Source organism: Reyranella sp. (assembly GCF_004297405.1).
In the GTDB taxonomy this organism is placed as follows: Bacteria; Pseudomonadota; Alphaproteobacteria; order Reyranellales; family Reyranellaceae; genus Reyranella.
The window spans coordinates 774594-789096 of record NZ_SCVC01000006.1 but is presented as its reverse complement, the minus strand read 5'-3'; the positions used below and the strand labels follow the sequence as shown (position 1 = coordinate 789096).

The window sequence follows — 14503 nt, the reverse complement described above, 5'->3', positions numbered from 1 at the left end:
ATCTCAGCCGTCAAATCTAGACCTCCAGCCACTCCTTCCTGATTGTCGCATCGGCGCTCAGCGAGGCCGGTGTTCCTTCGAAGACGACACGGCCATGGCCCATGACATAGACTCGCCGCGAGATTTCGAGCGCGATGGTGAGTTTCTGTTCTACGAGCAGGATAGACACGCCTCGTTCGGCGATGCGCCGCAACAGGTCGGCCACGAGTTCCACCATTCTCGGCGCCAGCCCCTCCGTCGGTTCGTCGACCATGATCAGATCGGGATCGCCCATCAGCGTCCGGCAGATCGTCAGCATCTGCTGTTCGCCACCCGAAAGCACTCCGGCCGATACCTCGGCGCGTTCCTCGAGCCGGGGAAACAGGGCAAACATGTCCTGCATCGACCATCGGCCTTGCGCGTGCCGCTTCTTCTGCCCAAGCAGGAGGTTCTCGCGTACGGTCAATCCCGGGAAGATGTCGCGATTTTCCGGTACGTATCCCACGCCAAGACGCGCAATCTCGTATGACTTCAGTCCCAGAATGTCGCGGCCCTTGAAGCGGATCGTGCCGGTACAGACGACATCGCCCATGATCGCTTTGATGGTCGTCGATCGCCCAACGCCGTTGCGTCCAAGGAGAGTGACGATCTCGCCTTCCGTCAGGTGAAGATTGACACCCTGCAGAACGTGACTTTTCCCGTAGTAGGCATGGACATCCTGGAGTTCGAGCATCAGTGGGCAGTCCCCGCCGTTCCAAGATAGGCGTCTTGAACGGCCTTGCTGGCTCTTATCTCGCTGGCGGTTCCGGTCGCAATGATCTCGCCATAGACGAGGACCGAGATTCGGTCTGCGAGATCGAACACCACACCCATGTCATGCTCCACCATGACGAGGGTCTTGCCGATCGTGACCTCACGGATCAGGTCGATCGTCCGGCGAGTCTCGCTGTGGCTCATGCCTGCCGTCGGTTCATCGAGCAGAACGACATCGGCACCACCGGCGATCGCGATGCCGATTTCCAGTGCTCTTTGGTCGGCATAGCTCAGGACTCCAGCCAGGACATCGCGGCGTCCGCTCAATCCGGTCCGAGTCAGGACATCCTCGACTTTCGCGGAAACATCGCTCAGGCGATCCGCCCAGCGCCAGAAGCAGTAGCGATAACCGGTCGACCAGAGCAACGCACAGCGGATGTTCTCGGACACCGAAAGGCGTGGAAACAGGTTGGATACCTGGAAGCTGCGCGACAGCCCCCGGCGATTGATTGCCGATGGCTTGAGGCCCGTGATGTCGTGGCCGTGAAGGGCGACCGTGCCGCCGCTCGGTGGAAAGCGGCCGCTGATCAGATGGAAGAGCGTCGACTTGCCCGCGCCGTTGGGGCCAATGATGGCATGGCGTTCGCCGGCGACGACGGACAGCGACACCCCTCGGATGATGGATGTCTTGCCGAAATCCTTCCGGAGATCGGTGAGAGCGAGAGCCGGCTCCTTCATGGCGCTGCCTTGCGCAAGCGGCTGTCAATCTCGTTCCAGGCGCCGCCGACCAATGGCCAGGTGCGGCGGAACAGAAAAAACCCGCACACGGTGACAAGGATCGCTACACCCCAGGCCAAAGGCTGCGTCGTGTCGACTTGGATCCAGAAGAGGCGCAGCAGCGGCCCTTCGTGTGCGTTGAGCGTGACGTGATAGTTCATCTCCAGCAACGCGATGGCGCCGACGGCGAAGACGGAGCCTGCGGCTGCGCTCAGCAGATATGACGGGATCAAGTGATGCAAAACCCGCGCTCGCAGCGGAGGCAGATGCCGTTCAATCAGGCCTGCGATCCCAGTCGGGGCAAACAATACCGTGATTACGAACAACAAACCCAGATAGAGCAGCCAGGCCGGCGTGACGTCGCTCAGGGAAAGCTGGATCAGGCTGATCACGATGGCGCCGATGACCGGCCCGTAGAAGAAACTCGCGCCGCCGATGTAGGTCATGATCAGGACCGACCCGGAGGCGGCCGTAGACAGATTGGTCGCCGTCATGATTTCGTAGTTGATGGCGGCCAGGCCGCCGGCGACGCCGGCAAAGAAGGCCGAGACGATGAACGACAGCAGCCGGACGATCTGCGGGCTATAGCCGATGAATTCCGCCCGTTCCGGATTGTCGCGGACCGCCGTGGCCATGCGTCCAAGCGGTGTGCGCGTGAACGCGTACATGGTGATGGCCGACAGCACGCCCCAACCCACGATCAGGTAGTAGACCTGGATCTGCGGCACCAGGTCGATACCGAACAGAGTCGGTCCGACGCTGCGATCCGTCGTGACACCCGACTCACCACCGAAGAAGCTCTCCAGGATCAGGGACGAGGCGGCCACCAGTTCGGCGATGGCCAGTGATATCATCGCAAACGCCGTCCCGTGACGCCTGGTCGACAGGATGCCGAAGAGCAGGCCGAACGCCGCTCCGGCAAGTCCGGCGAAGAGCGGGACGATGAGCACGGGTATCGGCAGTTGGTGCCGGCCGATCAGATTGATCAGATGGATGGCTGCGAACCCGCTCAGGCCGAAATAGACGGCATGACCGAACGAGAGAAGCCCGGTCTGACCCAGTAGGATGTTGTAGGAGAGTGCGAAGACGATGGTGATGCCGATCAGGCACATCTTCGTTAGCGCGGTCTTCGAGGGAATGAGCTCTGGCAGCAGCAGCGCCAGCGCGATTGCCAGGAACCAGACAATCTGTCCGGCGTGCCTGCCGATGGAAAGGGATGTCATACGTCGCGACTCCCGAAGAGACCGCGGGGGCGCACCACGAGCATCACCAGAAGCATCAGGTAGGGCAGGATCGGGGCAATCTGGGCGATCGTCGTATGCTGGATGTCACCGAGGATGTTGCCGGCCTTGGCGTCAACGCCGATTGCCTTGATGAAGTCGTCGAGAGACACGTCCATGACGACGGCGAATGTCTGGACAAGCCCGATCAGAAGGGAGGCAAGCAAGGCGCCGGGCAGCGAGCCCAATCCGCCGATGACCACGACCGTGAACAGGATGGCTCCAAGCGCTCCCGCCATGTTGGGGGAGGTCACGAAGATCGGTCCGCCGATGACGCCAGCGAGGCCGGCCAATCCGGCGCCGACGCCGAAGACCAGCATGAAGACTTGCGGCACATTGTGCCCGAGCATGCCGACCATGTTCGGATGGGTGAGGGCGGCGCGTATGACGAGGCCAATCCGCGAACGCGAGAGGATTGCGAACAGTCCGACGAAGATCGCCACCGCGAGCACCAGCACGAAGATCCGGTAGGCTGGGTAGGGGGTGTCGAACAGCCGGAACAGCGGAAAGTCGAGCTCAGGGGGGACCCGATAGGGCACACCGATCCGCCCCCAGATCATCTGAACGGCTTCCTGGATCATGAAGGCGACGCCGAATGTGAAGAGCAGCTCGGAAACGTGCCCGTGCTGATGTACGCGCCGCAGGCCGTATCGTTCGAGTAAGGCACCGCCGAGCCCAAGCGCCAGCGGTCCGAGTATCAGGGCCGGCAGAAAGCCGATCGTCTTCGATATCTGGTAACCGAGATAGGCCCCCAGCATGTACATGCTGGCATGGGCCAAATTGAGCACACCCATCATGCCGAAGATAAGCGTGAGGCCGCTGGCAAGCATGAACAGCAGCATCCCGTAGATGATGCCGTTCAGGGTCGAGATCGCGAGTTGTTCCAGCAAGACCGTCGTCCAGGCAAAGGGAGGGCGGAGTGCAAGCCGCCGCGGGCGTAGATGTAGGATCTGTCGCCCGCGGCGAGGCTGTCAGCCTATGGCCGCTGCATCTTGCAGGTCGTTGGAACTTCGGTCTCCTTTGCCGCCGACATGCCGACGGTCTTGAAGCCGAACGGTGTCTTCTCGAGCTTCTTGGGTACGTCGTCGGACATCACCGAGACGTAGAGCGGCTGATAGAACTGATGGTCCTGGGCGCGGACGTACGTGTCGCCGAGAGGAGTCTTGAAGGCCATCGTCTCAAGCTTTAGGGCGACGGCCTTCGGATCGGTGGTTTTTGCCTCGTCCATGCTCTGCGCCAGCATCGTGATCACGGTGTTCAGCCGGTAGAAGAAGAGGTCGCGATTGAACTTCTTCCCGAACTCCTCGGCCATTTTCTCGGATGTCGCCTCTGGTACGTTCATGTGCCATTCGCTGACGGCGAACACCCGGCCGACGCCTGCCGCACCGAGGGCGGTGACGCCACCTTCGCCGTTGGCGAAGTAGGTGAACCACTTGACGGGCAGGCCGAGTTCGCCGCCGGTCTTCACGAGCTGATTGAGGTCGTTGCCCCAGTTCGCGGAGATCACGGCATCGGCGCCCGTTGCGCGGATCTTCGCAATGTATGGCGTGAAGTCGGTGACCTTCTGGAGCGGAATCAGCTCGTCTCCGACGATCTGAATGTCCGGCCGCTTGTCCTTCAGCATTTGCGTCGCTGCTGCGCGCACGGCCTTGCCGAACGAGTAGTCCTGATTGAACAGGTAGACCTTCTTGATCGAAGGGTCCTTCTGGATCTGATTGGTGATGGCGGCCGTCCGAATGTTGACGTCCGCATCGAAGCGGAAATGCCAAAAGCTGCATTTGTCGTTCGTCAGCACGGGATCCAGCGCCGCGAAGTTGATGTAGAGCACCGACTTGTCGGGATTGCGGCGATTGTGCTTCTCGAGGAAGTCCACGATTGCACCCGCCACGGCGGAACTGTTGCCGTGGAATACGTAGCGCGCGCCCGCGTCGATTGCCTTCTGTAGCTGTACGATCGTTTCCTGCGGGTCGAACTTGTTGTCGAAGGCGACGACGTCGAACTTCCTGCCGCCGAGCACGCCGCCTGCCGCGTTTTTCCGTTCGGCAAAGAACTGCAGATGCTGTCGCATGCTCTCGCCGATGAAACCGTTCGGACCGGATTGTCCGTCGATCAGGGCGAGCTTCACGGTCGAGGCGTCTTGAGCGGGAGCAGGGCTGGTCAGGGCCAATGCGGCGAGCGCAGTGCCTGCCAGGATACGAGCGAATTTCATGGATTTCCTCCTCTGCACCAGCGTTGTGGTGCGACGACGCGCATGCAGTCGCGCGTCGTCCTTATCTGGCGGGCCAGGGTCGCAAGAGTCAAGATACTTGTGATCACAGATCACAAAATATTCCGAGATACGGTCGATCAGCGTGAGCGCGGGCCAGGTGTCCTTGCGGCTTCGCCAGGCGATGCCACTCTGCGCTGCGCGGCCTTTTTTCTTCCCGACATGCCAGCCGGAGCCGAGTGGTGTGTTTCCTTGTCGTCCTGCGAGGCGGCCTCACGCAGCTTCTGCTCTTCGAGCAGATGACCCACGATTACTTTCTCCGCGCGGCGAATGTCGCGCGTGATTCCGGCAGCCGCGGCGCGTCCGTTGCCGGATCTGAGCGCTGCGAGAACCTGACGATGCGGGTGATCGTCGCTTCGGATCGCAATGCCGCCGTAGATATCACTGCGCACGACGTAGCTGAGTTGCGGCCCGACCCGCAGCCAGAGGCTTTCGATCAGCCGCAACAGCAGGGCACGTCTAGCGGCGACGTAGACGAGATGGTGAAACTCCCGATTGAGCCGAAGTGCTGCCTCGAGGTCGCGAACATCGGAGGCTTCTTCAAGCGTCGTGAGTACGCGTTCGAGTCGATCTAGCTCGCGCGGCGTGATGCGGACCGCCGCTTCGGCAGCCGCCTTGCTTTCGAGGGCCACGCGAATGAGGCAGAGTTCTTCGTAGTCGGCTGGACTGAGGATTGGCACCGTTAGTGTGCCGCCAGCCGAACCGACAAGCGCGTTCTCTGCTTCGAGCCGTCGCAGCGCTTCCCGTATCGGCATCATGCTGGTGCCGAGAGCGTCGGCCAGCTCGCGGATGACGATACGCTGGCCGGGCAGCATCTTGCCTGCAACGAGAGCGTCCCTGATCCGGTCGTACACCTTCTCATGGACAGTGGAGTGGCTCACCGGAGAGAAGTCGGGGAGCCTCATTGAATTCTTCATGCGCGCTCGTTCTGCTTTTGGGGGCATGCACCAACAACGCACATAATCATTCGATCGTGCATCATGGCTCCAAGTGCACGCGATACTATTCTGTTTGATCAGTGATCACAAGAACAGTGCGGCAGCATCAAACCAGCGAAGCAATGAACTCCACGGCCTTGCGGTCGTTGGCCGCCCGCCAGGTCTCGGTGCGATAGAGGCCGAGCAGGCCGTGCACCAGACCCCAGATGCGAAAGACGCGGGCCTTTGCGTCCTTCGCACCGCCGACGCCTATGATGGAAGCGGCGGTGACCCGGCGAATGGCCGGGCCGATGCCGGCAGAAGCGCCGTACCATTTGCGCAGGGGCATCGAGAACATGAGATCGTAGAGATGTCCGTTCGCCAGCGCGAAACGGGCGTAGCTGCTCGCCAGCTGGCGTGGCTCGCCGGGCGAGACTTTTTCGAGCGCATCGGCCAGGCGGGCGAAGCCCACGGCCGCGACCTCGACCTTGAGCGCATCGAGGGACGCGAAATGACGATAGAGCGCGCGATGGTTGACGCCGATCCGTTCGGCCACGGCGCGCAAGGTCAGCGCGTCGCGGCCCTCGGTGGCGAGCAGGGCAAGTGCGGCATCGACCGCGGCGCGTTTCGTGTCGCCGTGATGGAAGGTCTCGCGCTTGGGCTTGCGGGCCACGATGTCAGGCGCGACCGCGCGAGACGTGCCAGTTCACCTGCATCTCGCCGATTTCGGCTCCGTCTTCATTCTTCAGCGTGACGACGACGGGGAAGCGCACCTTGCCTTCGGTTTTGACGGTACTGAGCAAGGCGTCGGGTTCGGCATCGACCCGGGCCTCTGCCGACACGCGGCCCTTGGCGAGGCCGAGGTATCGGATCGTCGCCTCGGCAGCGACTGGCCGGACCTCGAACAGGATCGGGGCGAAGGTGCCGGCCATTGCGGCACCCGACGCCGTTTCGCCGAGAGCGAAGAGGGCGGCCGCATGCTGCGTGCCGATATGGTTCAGACCCTCGGGCCGGAAGGGAAGGTGCGCCGAGGCGCGGCCTTTCCCGACGGTGTCGATCTCGACGCCGGCGTGACGGGCGAACGGGACGCTCCGGCCCAACTGGGTGCGGATCGTGTCGTAGAGCATGGTGCGAGCGTTAAATGTCTCCATTGGAGACATTTAGTCGATGATGTGACCTTTGTCGAGTTTCTCTCGCAGAACGGCCCTCGGCCGGCAGTTTGTCAGGTTCGCGTAAGTATCGAGGACTACCGTTGGCTTCTTGCAGAACAACTGCACGACGAATGAACGCCAGCGGCGTCTTTGCTGGCGTTCTGGCCATGGTCGGGGGGAACGACAGCGTGAATCGGTATCTGAGCAAGGACTTCCTGTCCGGGCTGATGTTCGTCGGCTTCGGCGCGGCGGCGCTTTACTTCGGACAAAAGCTGGCGATCGGAACGGCGGTGCGCATGGGGCCGGGTTACGTGCCGCGCATGCTGTCGCTGATTCTTTTGGGGCTGGGAATCCTCATCTGTGTTCTCGCGCTGATAAACGGCGGAGAGGAAGTCGAGAAGCCGAAGTGGAAACCCATCACCCTGGTGACCATCGGCATCGTCTGCTTCGCCTTGCTGTTGGAACGCGCCGGCCTGTTCCCGGCCCTGGTCGTGTTGATCCTGATCTCCTCGCTCGCGGGTGAAGAATTCAAGCTCTTCGAGGTGATCGGCAACATCGTGGTGCTGTCGATCCTCTGCATCGTCGTGTTCAAGCTCGGACTCGGCATGAACATCTCGATCCTGGAAGGGGTGTGGTAAGATGGATCTGCTGCACAATCTTGCCCTTGGCCTGAGCGTCGCCGTCAGCCTGCAGAACCTGATGTATGCGCTGCTGGGCTGCATGGTCGGCACCCTGATCGGCGTGCTGCCCGGCATCGGCCCGGTGGCGACCATCGCCATGCTGCTGCCGATCACCTTCCACCTGCCGCCGACGGCCTCGCTGATCATGCTGGCCGGCATCTACTACGGTGCGCAGTACGGCGGTTCGACGACGTCGATCCTGGTCAATCTGCCCGGCGAAGCCTCGTCGGTGGTGACCTGTCTCGACGGCTATCAGATGGCGCGCAACGGCCGAGCGGGGGCGGCGCTCTCGATCTCGGCGGTAGGCTCGTTCTTCGCTGGCACCGTCGGCACCATCCTGATCGTGCTGTTCGCCGAGCCATTGACCCTGATGGCGCAGAAATTCGGCCCGGCCGACTATTGCTCGCTGATGGCACTTGGCCTGATCGCGGCGATCGTGCTGGCCAGCGGTTCGGTCACCAAGGCCATCGCCATGGTCTTCCTCGGCCTGCTGTTCGGCCTGGTCGGCACCGACGTCAATACCGGCGCCCAGCGCTACACGTTCGACATCCCCGAGCTCAGCGACGGCATCGACTTCGCCCCGATCGCCATGGGCCTGTTTGGTATTGCCGAGATCGTGGTCAACCTCGAACGACACCTCACACGCACCGGGGCGATCAAGGTTTCTTCGCTGTGGCCGACGAGTGATGAAATCCGGCGGGCGATCCCGGCCGTCCTGCGCGGTACCACCCTGGGCTCGATCCTCGGCGTGCTTCCGGGCGGCGGCCCGACACTGGGCGCCTTCTCGGCCTACACATTGGAGAAGAAGCTCTCCAAGACGCCTCAGATGTTCGGCAAGGGCGCGGTCGAGGGCGTTGCCTCACCGGAGGCGGCCAACAACGCTGCCGCTCAGACCTCGTTCATCCCCATGCTGACCTTGGGCATCCCGTCCAATGCGGTGATGGCCCTGATGGTCGGCGCCATGATCATCCAGGGCATCCAGCCGGGTCCCGAGGTCATGACCAAGAAGCCGGATCTCTTCTGGGGCATGATCGTCTCGATGTGGATCGGCAACGCCATGCTGGTCATCATCAACCTGCCGATGATCGGCATGTGGGTGAAGCTGCTGACGGTGCCCTACCGCTTCTTGGCCCCGGCGATCCTGCTTTTCTGCTGCATCGGCGCGTACAGCCTGCAGAACAGTACCTTCCACGTGATGCAGGTCGCCGTCTTCGGCGTGCTGGGTTACATCTTCGTGCGACTGGGCTGCGAAGGTGCGCCGTTCCTGCTGGGGCTGGTCCTGGGACCGCAGATGGAGGAATACTTCCGGCGCGCCATGCTGCTGTCGCGTGGCGATCCGATGGTCTTCCTCGAACGTCCGATCAGCCTTGGCCTGCTGATCGCGACGGCGGCACTGCTGGTGCTGATGGCTCTGCCCAGCGTCAAGAAAGCCCGCGAGGAAGCTTTCCAGGAAGAGGGCTGAACACGATACAGGCCGGACTTCCGACCTTCACCTGGAGCCGCGTGGGCACGAGCATGCCCCCGCGGCCAACCCGGTATCCAACGATCGAATCGCCACCCTGGTTCGCGACATAGAGGAATCGCTGGGCGGGATCGAAGGCGAAGAAGCGCGGCGTGCCGCCTTTCGTGGGAACCCACTGGCGCGGGGTGAGCGTGCCCTTGCGAGCATCGATGCCGAACACACCGATACTGTCGTGACCGCGGTTGGAGACGTAGACGTTGCGGCCGGCGCGATCGACCCAGATCTCGGCGCCGGTGCTGTATCCGGTGAAATCGGACGGCGTCGACGGCACGGTTTGTAACGGTGTCAGTTGGCCGCTGCTTCGATCCTGGCGATAGGTCGTGATCGTCGAGTCGAGCTCGTTGATGACATAGGCCAGCGCCTTGCTCGGATGGAAATCGATATGGCGCGGTCCGGCGCTCGGACGCGCGGTGACGCGATTGGCTTCCACCAGCACGCCGCGCCGCTTGTCGAGGCGATAGCCGATCACGCAGTCCGAGCCTTTGCAGGGCAGGTAGAAGTAGCGGCCCTGCCGGTCGAGCGGATTGTGGTGCGGCCGTACGTTCTTCTGCTCCACGCGATGTGGACCGAGCGGAGCGGTAACGGCCGTCAGTGTCGTGTAGGCGCCGAGCGCGCCATCACGCCCGATCGGAAGAGCCGCAATCGAGTCCGAGCCGTAATTGCTGACGACCAGAAAGCGGCCGGTGGCATCGAAGGCGAGATGGATGGGATTGAAGCCGCCGGTCGGCTGGCGGTTCAGCACGGCGATATGGCCTGTTTCCGGATCGATGGTGTATGATGTCGCCTCGCTGCGATCGCCATGGACCGAATAGAGGCGTGTGCCCGCAGCGTTGAGCGCAAGGAACGAGGGGTTCTCCAGCCCGGCGAGATGCTGGATGTGCCGGAAGGCACCGCTGCGCGGATCGACGCGATAGACATTGATGCCATTCCCGCGGCCCTGACGCTCGGGCGTGGTGTAGCTGCCGACATAGGCGAAAAGCCGGTTTGTGTTCATGCCGCCATTCTCGGCGGCCAATTGAAGCGAGGTCAACGATGTCCAGTGCAACGACGTCCCGTATCGCCCTCGTCACCGGCGCTAACCAGGGGCTGGGCCTCGCCCTGGTACGCGGGCTTTGCCGCGAGCTGGGCACTGGCGGCACGGTCTACCTGACGGCGCGCAACGCAGAGCGTGGCCAGGAAGCTTGCACTCGGCTGAAGGGTGAGGGACTGTCGCCGCAGTTCCTCCCGCTCGACGTCACCGATGACACGAGCGTGCAGGCGGCCGCCGAGGCGGTGCGATCACGACATGCCGGCATCGATATCGTCATCCAGAACGCCGCTGCTCGCATCACCAAGGACGTGCCGCAGTCCGAGCAGGTCGCTGAATTCATCGATACCAACAATCATGGGACCTTGCGTCTGCTCGAGGCATTCACACCTCTATTGCGGGACAACGCGCGCCTGGTCGTCGTCGCGAGTTCGTTCGGCTCGCTGCGCAATCTCGATCCACGGCTGCATGCCAGGTTCGAGGGTGATGGCTTGACGCTGCAAGGCGTGGAGCGCGCCCTCGACGACTACGTGGCGGCGGTGCGTGCCGGCACGGCTCAGTCGGCAGGTTGGCCGGACTGGATCAACGTACCATCGAAAGTCGGTCAGGTTGCTTCGGTCCGTGTGCTGGCGCGTGACAGGGCGGCTGAGTTTCGCCGTCGCGGTATCCTGGTCAATGCTGCCTGTCCCGGCCTCATCGACACCGAAGCCTCACGGCCCTGGTTCGACGACATGTCCAGCGCCGCGACGCCGGACGAGGCGGCGAAAGACGTGATCTGGTTGGCGACCTTGCCGGCGGGAACGACCGAGCCTTATGGCGAGCTCGTACGGCACCGCAAACCGAGGGCGTGGAAGTAGCTCAACGCACCGTCGCAATGACCAGCACGGCGCCCAGGACGACGAGAACAATGCCGGCGAGTTCGCGTCGGCTCACCGATTCCCGGAAGACGCGGCGCGAGACGACGTAGCTGAACACGACCTCGATCAGGATCAGGGTTCGCACTTGTGAGGCGGGCGCGAGAGCCAGCGCCGTCACATTGGTGAGCGAAGCCAGGGCGCCAGCGACGCCGGCAAAGGTCGAGACCCGCCATTGCCGCAGGATCGCGAGGACGATGGTCGGGTTTCGCGCCAGCAGCCAGGCGCCGAGCAGGACCGTCTGCACGAGCTGGCTCCAGAAGAGGGTCTCCGCCGCCGCGAGGAAGGGTGAGACAGCTCCCAGCGTCAGATTGGCACCGCGATAGCTGACGGCCGAAATGGCGAAGGTCGCCCCGGAGGCGAGACCGTAGAGGGCGGCAGCGTCGGTCCAGCTTCGCGCGCTGGTGGCACTGCTGTTGAGGCGCGGTGACAGGAGCACGACACCGATTGTGGCGAGACCGACAGCCGCGGCCGCGGTCAGCGAGAGGGACTCTCCCAGAAACAGTATGGAGAAGATCGCAACTTGAATGACCTCACTCTTGGAATAGACGAGGCCGATGGCAAAGCTGCGCGCTGCCATGGCGCGCAACAGAAAGGCCGTACCTGCCATCTGACTGAAGGCGGCGGCCAATACCCAGCCGGCAAATGTCCAGGAAAAGGGTGGCAATTCGGAGCCGCCTACGAAGAGCAGGATGCCTAGCCACAATGTCAGTACGGGCATCCCGTAGAGGAACCGCACCAAGGTCGCGCCGAGTGTGCCCACTTCGTCGACCAAATGCCGCTGCGCGGTATTGCGAACGGTCTGTGCAGCAGCGGCAAAAACGGTGAGGGGGATCCAGAGCCAGGAGGGAGGAATCACGTCCGCGGCCTGAACTCGTTGTGATGTTTGACCATGTTGAACAATTGTTCTTAAGATCGAGACAACTGGTCGTCGACCGTAAAAGCAAAAGAACGTTTGGGAGTGAATGTCATGTCATCGATCGACTCGCGTCGTACTGGCCGTCGCCAGATTCTGAAAGGTGCGGGTGCACTCGCCACGGCTGGCGTCATCGGCATGCCGGCAATCGTCAAAGGCCAGAGCGGTGCCATCAAGATCGGCGTGCCGACCATCCTGTCGGGCCGCGTCGCCGTGCTGGGCCAGACCAGCGTCGGCGGCCTCAAGGTCGTGTTTGACAAGGTGAACGAGACAGGCGGCATCAACGGTCGCAAGATCGAGCTCGTTGTCCGTGACTCCAAGGGCGCACCGCAGGAAGCGGCCAAGGTCACGCGCGACCTGATCAACAACGACGGTTGCCAGATCATCATCGACGCCGAGGCGTCGAGCGGCGCCTTTGCGGTGCAAGAGGTGATCCGCGAGATCGGCGTGCTCTGTATTCACAGCAACTCGGAGACCTCGTCGCTGACGGCCGATCCGAAGCTGCATGTCCCGACGGCCTTCCGCACGGCCCGCCAGGGCATTCACGATGCCATCGGCGGCGGCGACTATGCCGCCAAGATCGCCAAGGCCAAGGGGCTCAAGAAGTGGGCGACCTGCTCACCGGACTATGCCTACGGCCGCTCGAATACTGCTGAATTCATGGAGTATGCCAAGCATTTCGACGGCAACATCCAGGTCGTCGAGGAATCCTGGCCGAAGCTCTTCCAGCCCGACTACACCGAGGTCGTGACCAAGGTACTGAACGCCAAGGCCGATGCGATGTATTCTGCCCTGTGGGGCGGCGACCTCGTGGCCTTCATCGACCAGGCCAACCTCTACGGCCTGTTCGATAAGCAGGCGTCGTTCATGGTCAATCTCGGCGACTATGGCGTCGTCGATCAGGTAAAGCAGTTCCCGCAGGGCGTCTACTCGGGCGGCCGCTATAACCGCACGGTGCCGCCGACCAAGGAAAACGAGGAGTGGTACCAGAACTACGTCAAGACCCAGAAGCACAAGCCGACCAACTGGTCGTGGGAGAATGACGTGGCGGCCCAGATGGTCGTCGAGGCCCTGAAGAAGACCAATGGCGACACCAACGGCAAGAAGCTCGCGGAAGTGATCAAGGGCATGACGATCAAGACGCAGTTCGGCGTCGGCGGCTCGGTGACCATGCGTGCGGAAGACAACACGCTGGTGAACTACATCATCGGCTACGGCGTCTCGCTCTCCAAGGAACCGTACATCGCTGACTTCCAGACCTCGCCGTGGGAGCCGATCTACGAACTCGAGAAGCAGTGGAAGAAGAAGCAGGGCTACGCCTCCTAATTCACTAAGTCACTGCACAGTTCTCGCCGGCCCTCTCCGTTGTGTGGCGGAGAGGCGATGAGGCGGATCAGAATATCCGGGAGCTCTCGTGGATCTTGACGCGTTGATGCGCTGCGTCGGAACGACGTCGTGCATCGTGACTCAACTTACCAGCGGCATGATCATCGGCATGCTGCTGTTCCTGATCGCGTCGGGCGTGACGCTGATCTTCGGCGTGCTGAACGTCATCAACTTCGCGCACGGCTCGCTCTACATGATCGGCGCCTACGCGGCCTGGACGTTCTACCAGCTCACCGGCAGCTACTTTATCTCCGCCCTTGGTGCGGCGGTGGCGGTCGGCATGCTGGGCGTCCTCTTCGAGCGGTTTTTGATGAGTAAGGTCTACGGCTCGAACGTGCTGATGCAGCTTCTCGTCTGCTACGCCGTCGTGCTGATCTCCGACGACCTGATCAAGATCATCTGGGGCCCGGTGTCGCTCTCGATGGGCATGCCGGTCGAATTCCGCCTGCCGCCGCTGCGCTTCTTCGGCGGCGTCGTGCCGCCGTTCTATATCTTCATGATCGTGGCCGCGATGGCGATCGGCCTGCTGCTCTGGCTGGTGATCGCGCGCACGCGCTTCGGCAACATCGTGCGCGCCGCCGCCGTCAACGGTCCGATGGTGTCCGCATTGGGCATCAGGGTGAACCTCTACTATGCCGCGGTGTTCGGTATCGGCAGTGCGCTCGCGGGTGCGGCCGGTGCGCTGGCCGCGCCGGTGCGGTCGCTGACACCGGGCATGGGCTTCTCGATCCTGATTGAGTCCTTCATCGTCACGGTGATCGGCGGCATGGGGTCGATCGTCGGCGCCTTCGTGGCCTCGATCATCATCGGTCTCACGCGCTCCTTCGGCAGCATCGGGTTCCCGCTGTTCGTCGACGGCGTGATGTTCCTGATCATGGCGCTGGTCCTGATCTTCAAGCCGAGCGGCCTGTTTGGTCGCCCGCACAACAAGTAGG

General features: G+C 62.5%; 15 protein-coding genes. 5 read left to right on the top strand and 10 right to left on the bottom strand.

The features are described from left to right. Positions 1 to 16 precede the first annotated feature (16 nt). The 8 genes from EPO50_RS06200 to EPO50_RS06165 form a co-directional block, all read right to left on the bottom strand. Complete coding sequence (locus EPO50_RS06200) at positions 17 to 712, bottom strand: ABC transporter ATP-binding protein (protein ID WP_296342031.1); 696 nt, start codon at positions 710 to 712, stop codon at positions 17 to 19. After that, the gene (locus EPO50_RS06195) at positions 712 to 1470 is read right to left on the bottom strand and encodes an ABC transporter ATP-binding protein (protein ID WP_296342029.1); all 759 of its coding nucleotides are present in this window, start codon (positions 1468 to 1470) and stop codon (positions 712 to 714) included. The genes EPO50_RS06200 and EPO50_RS06195 overlap by 1 nt, the downstream gene beginning before the upstream one ends. Continuing rightward, on the bottom strand, positions 1467 to 2732 hold the full coding sequence (locus tag EPO50_RS06190; protein WP_296342027.1) for a branched-chain amino acid ABC transporter permease: 1266 nt from the start codon (positions 2730 to 2732) through the stop codon (positions 1467 to 1469). The genes EPO50_RS06195 and EPO50_RS06190 overlap by 4 nt, the downstream gene beginning before the upstream one ends. Next, entirely contained in the window at positions 2729 to 3679 is a 951-nt protein-coding gene (locus tag EPO50_RS06185) for a branched-chain amino acid ABC transporter permease (protein WP_296342025.1), read from the bottom strand. The genes EPO50_RS06190 and EPO50_RS06185 overlap by 4 nt, the downstream gene beginning before the upstream one ends. 86 nt (positions 3680 to 3765) lie before the next feature. After that, on the bottom strand, positions 3766 to 4998 hold the full coding sequence (locus EPO50_RS06180; protein WP_296342024.1) for a branched-chain amino acid ABC transporter substrate-binding protein: 1233 nt from the start codon (positions 4996 to 4998) through the stop codon (positions 3766 to 3768). Positions 4999 to 5135: 137 nt separating this feature from the next. Further along, the gene (locus EPO50_RS06175) at positions 5136 to 5960 is read right to left on the bottom strand and encodes a GntR family transcriptional regulator (RefSeq protein WP_296342022.1); all 825 of its coding nucleotides are present in this window, start codon (positions 5958 to 5960) and stop codon (positions 5136 to 5138) included. A gap of 139 nt (positions 5961 to 6099) precedes the next feature. Continuing rightward, positions 6100 to 6645, bottom strand: coding sequence for a TetR/AcrR family transcriptional regulator (locus EPO50_RS06170; protein WP_296342021.1), 546 nt, complete (start codon positions 6643 to 6645; stop codon positions 6100 to 6102). A gap of 4 nt (positions 6646 to 6649) precedes the next feature. Further along, positions 6650 to 7123, bottom strand: a complete 474-nt coding sequence (locus EPO50_RS06165; RefSeq protein WP_296342019.1) for a DUF4442 domain-containing protein — start codon at positions 7121 to 7123, stop codon at positions 6650 to 6652. 188 nt (positions 7124 to 7311) lie between these two features. Between EPO50_RS06165 and EPO50_RS06160 the strand changes: the two genes are divergently transcribed. Further along, positions 7312 to 7761 (top strand): tripartite tricarboxylate transporter TctB family protein, encoded by a 450-nt coding sequence (locus EPO50_RS06160; RefSeq protein ID WP_296342017.1) that lies wholly within the window; start codon positions 7312 to 7314, stop codon positions 7759 to 7761. 1 nt (position 7762) lies between these two features. Then, entirely contained in the window at positions 7763 to 9265 is a 1503-nt protein-coding gene (locus EPO50_RS06155) for a tripartite tricarboxylate transporter permease (protein WP_296342015.1), read from the top strand. Here the strand turns inward: EPO50_RS06155 and EPO50_RS06150 are convergent. Continuing rightward, positions 9225 to 10319 carry a lactonase family protein gene (locus EPO50_RS06150; protein ID WP_296342013.1) on the bottom strand — a complete coding sequence of 365 codons (1095 nt, stop codon included), beginning with the start codon at positions 10317 to 10319 and terminating at the stop codon, positions 9225 to 9227. The two genes, EPO50_RS06155 and EPO50_RS06150, sit on opposite strands and share 41 nt — an antisense overlap. 38 nt (positions 10320 to 10357) lie before the next feature. Here EPO50_RS06150 and EPO50_RS06145 point away from each other — a divergent pair, with 38 nt between their 5' ends. After that, a complete protein-coding gene (locus EPO50_RS06145) occupies positions 10358 to 11209 on the top strand; it encodes an SDR family NAD(P)-dependent oxidoreductase (RefSeq protein ID WP_296342011.1) in 852 nt (283 codons plus the stop codon). 1 nt (position 11210) lies between these two features. Here EPO50_RS06145 and EPO50_RS06140 read toward each other — a convergent pair whose 3' ends face one another. Further along, positions 11211 to 12125, bottom strand: a complete 915-nt coding sequence (locus tag EPO50_RS06140; RefSeq protein ID WP_296342009.1) for an EamA family transporter — start codon at positions 12123 to 12125, stop codon at positions 11211 to 11213. 111 nt (positions 12126 to 12236) lie between these two features. On the opposite strand from EPO50_RS06140, the gene EPO50_RS06135 reads away from it, so the two are divergent. Together EPO50_RS06135 and EPO50_RS06130 are read left to right on the top strand one after the other, a co-directional pair. After that, positions 12237 to 13508, top strand: a complete 1272-nt coding sequence (locus EPO50_RS06135) for an ABC transporter substrate-binding protein (protein WP_296342007.1) — start codon at positions 12237 to 12239, stop codon at positions 13506 to 13508. Positions 13509 to 13596: 88 nt separating this feature from the next. Continuing rightward, complete coding sequence (locus tag EPO50_RS06130; RefSeq protein ID WP_296342005.1) at positions 13597 to 14502, top strand: branched-chain amino acid ABC transporter permease; 906 nt, start codon at positions 13597 to 13599, stop codon at positions 14500 to 14502. Position 14503: the final 1 nt, after the last annotated feature.

Excerpts from the sequence above, each read along its gene's own strand:
- EPO50_RS06175 (WP_296342022.1), bottom strand. The coding sequence starts at position 5,960 with ATGAGGCTCCCCGACTTCTCTCCGGTGAGCCACTCCACTGTCCATGAG.
- EPO50_RS06190 (WP_296342027.1), bottom strand. The coding sequence starts at position 2,732 with ATGACATCCCTTTCCATCGGCAGGCACGCCGGACAGATTGTCTGGTTC.
- EPO50_RS06145 (WP_296342011.1), top strand. The coding sequence starts at position 10,358 with ATGTCCAGTGCAACGACGTCCCGTATCGCCCTCGTCACCGGCGCTAAC.
- EPO50_RS06165 (WP_296342019.1), bottom strand. The coding sequence starts at position 7,123 with ATGGAGACATTTAACGCTCGCACCATGCTCTACGACACGATCCGCACC.
- EPO50_RS06155 (WP_296342015.1), top strand. The coding sequence starts at position 7,763 with ATGGATCTGCTGCACAATCTTGCCCTTGGCCTGAGCGTCGCCGTCAGC.
- EPO50_RS06135 (WP_296342007.1), top strand. The coding sequence starts at position 12,237 with ATGTCATCGATCGACTCGCGTCGTACTGGCCGTCGCCAGATTCTGAAA.
- EPO50_RS06200 (WP_296342031.1), bottom strand. The coding sequence starts at position 712 with ATGCTCGAACTCCAGGATGTCCATGCCTACTACGGGAAAAGTCACGTT.
- EPO50_RS06180 (WP_296342024.1), bottom strand. The coding sequence starts at position 4,998 with ATGAAATTCGCTCGTATCCTGGCAGGCACTGCGCTCGCCGCATTGGCC.
- EPO50_RS06150 (WP_296342013.1), bottom strand. The coding sequence starts at position 10,319 with ATGAACACAAACCGGCTTTTCGCCTATGTCGGCAGCTACACCACGCCC.
- EPO50_RS06195 (WP_296342029.1), bottom strand. The coding sequence starts at position 1,470 with ATGAAGGAGCCGGCTCTCGCTCTCACCGATCTCCGGAAGGATTTCGGC.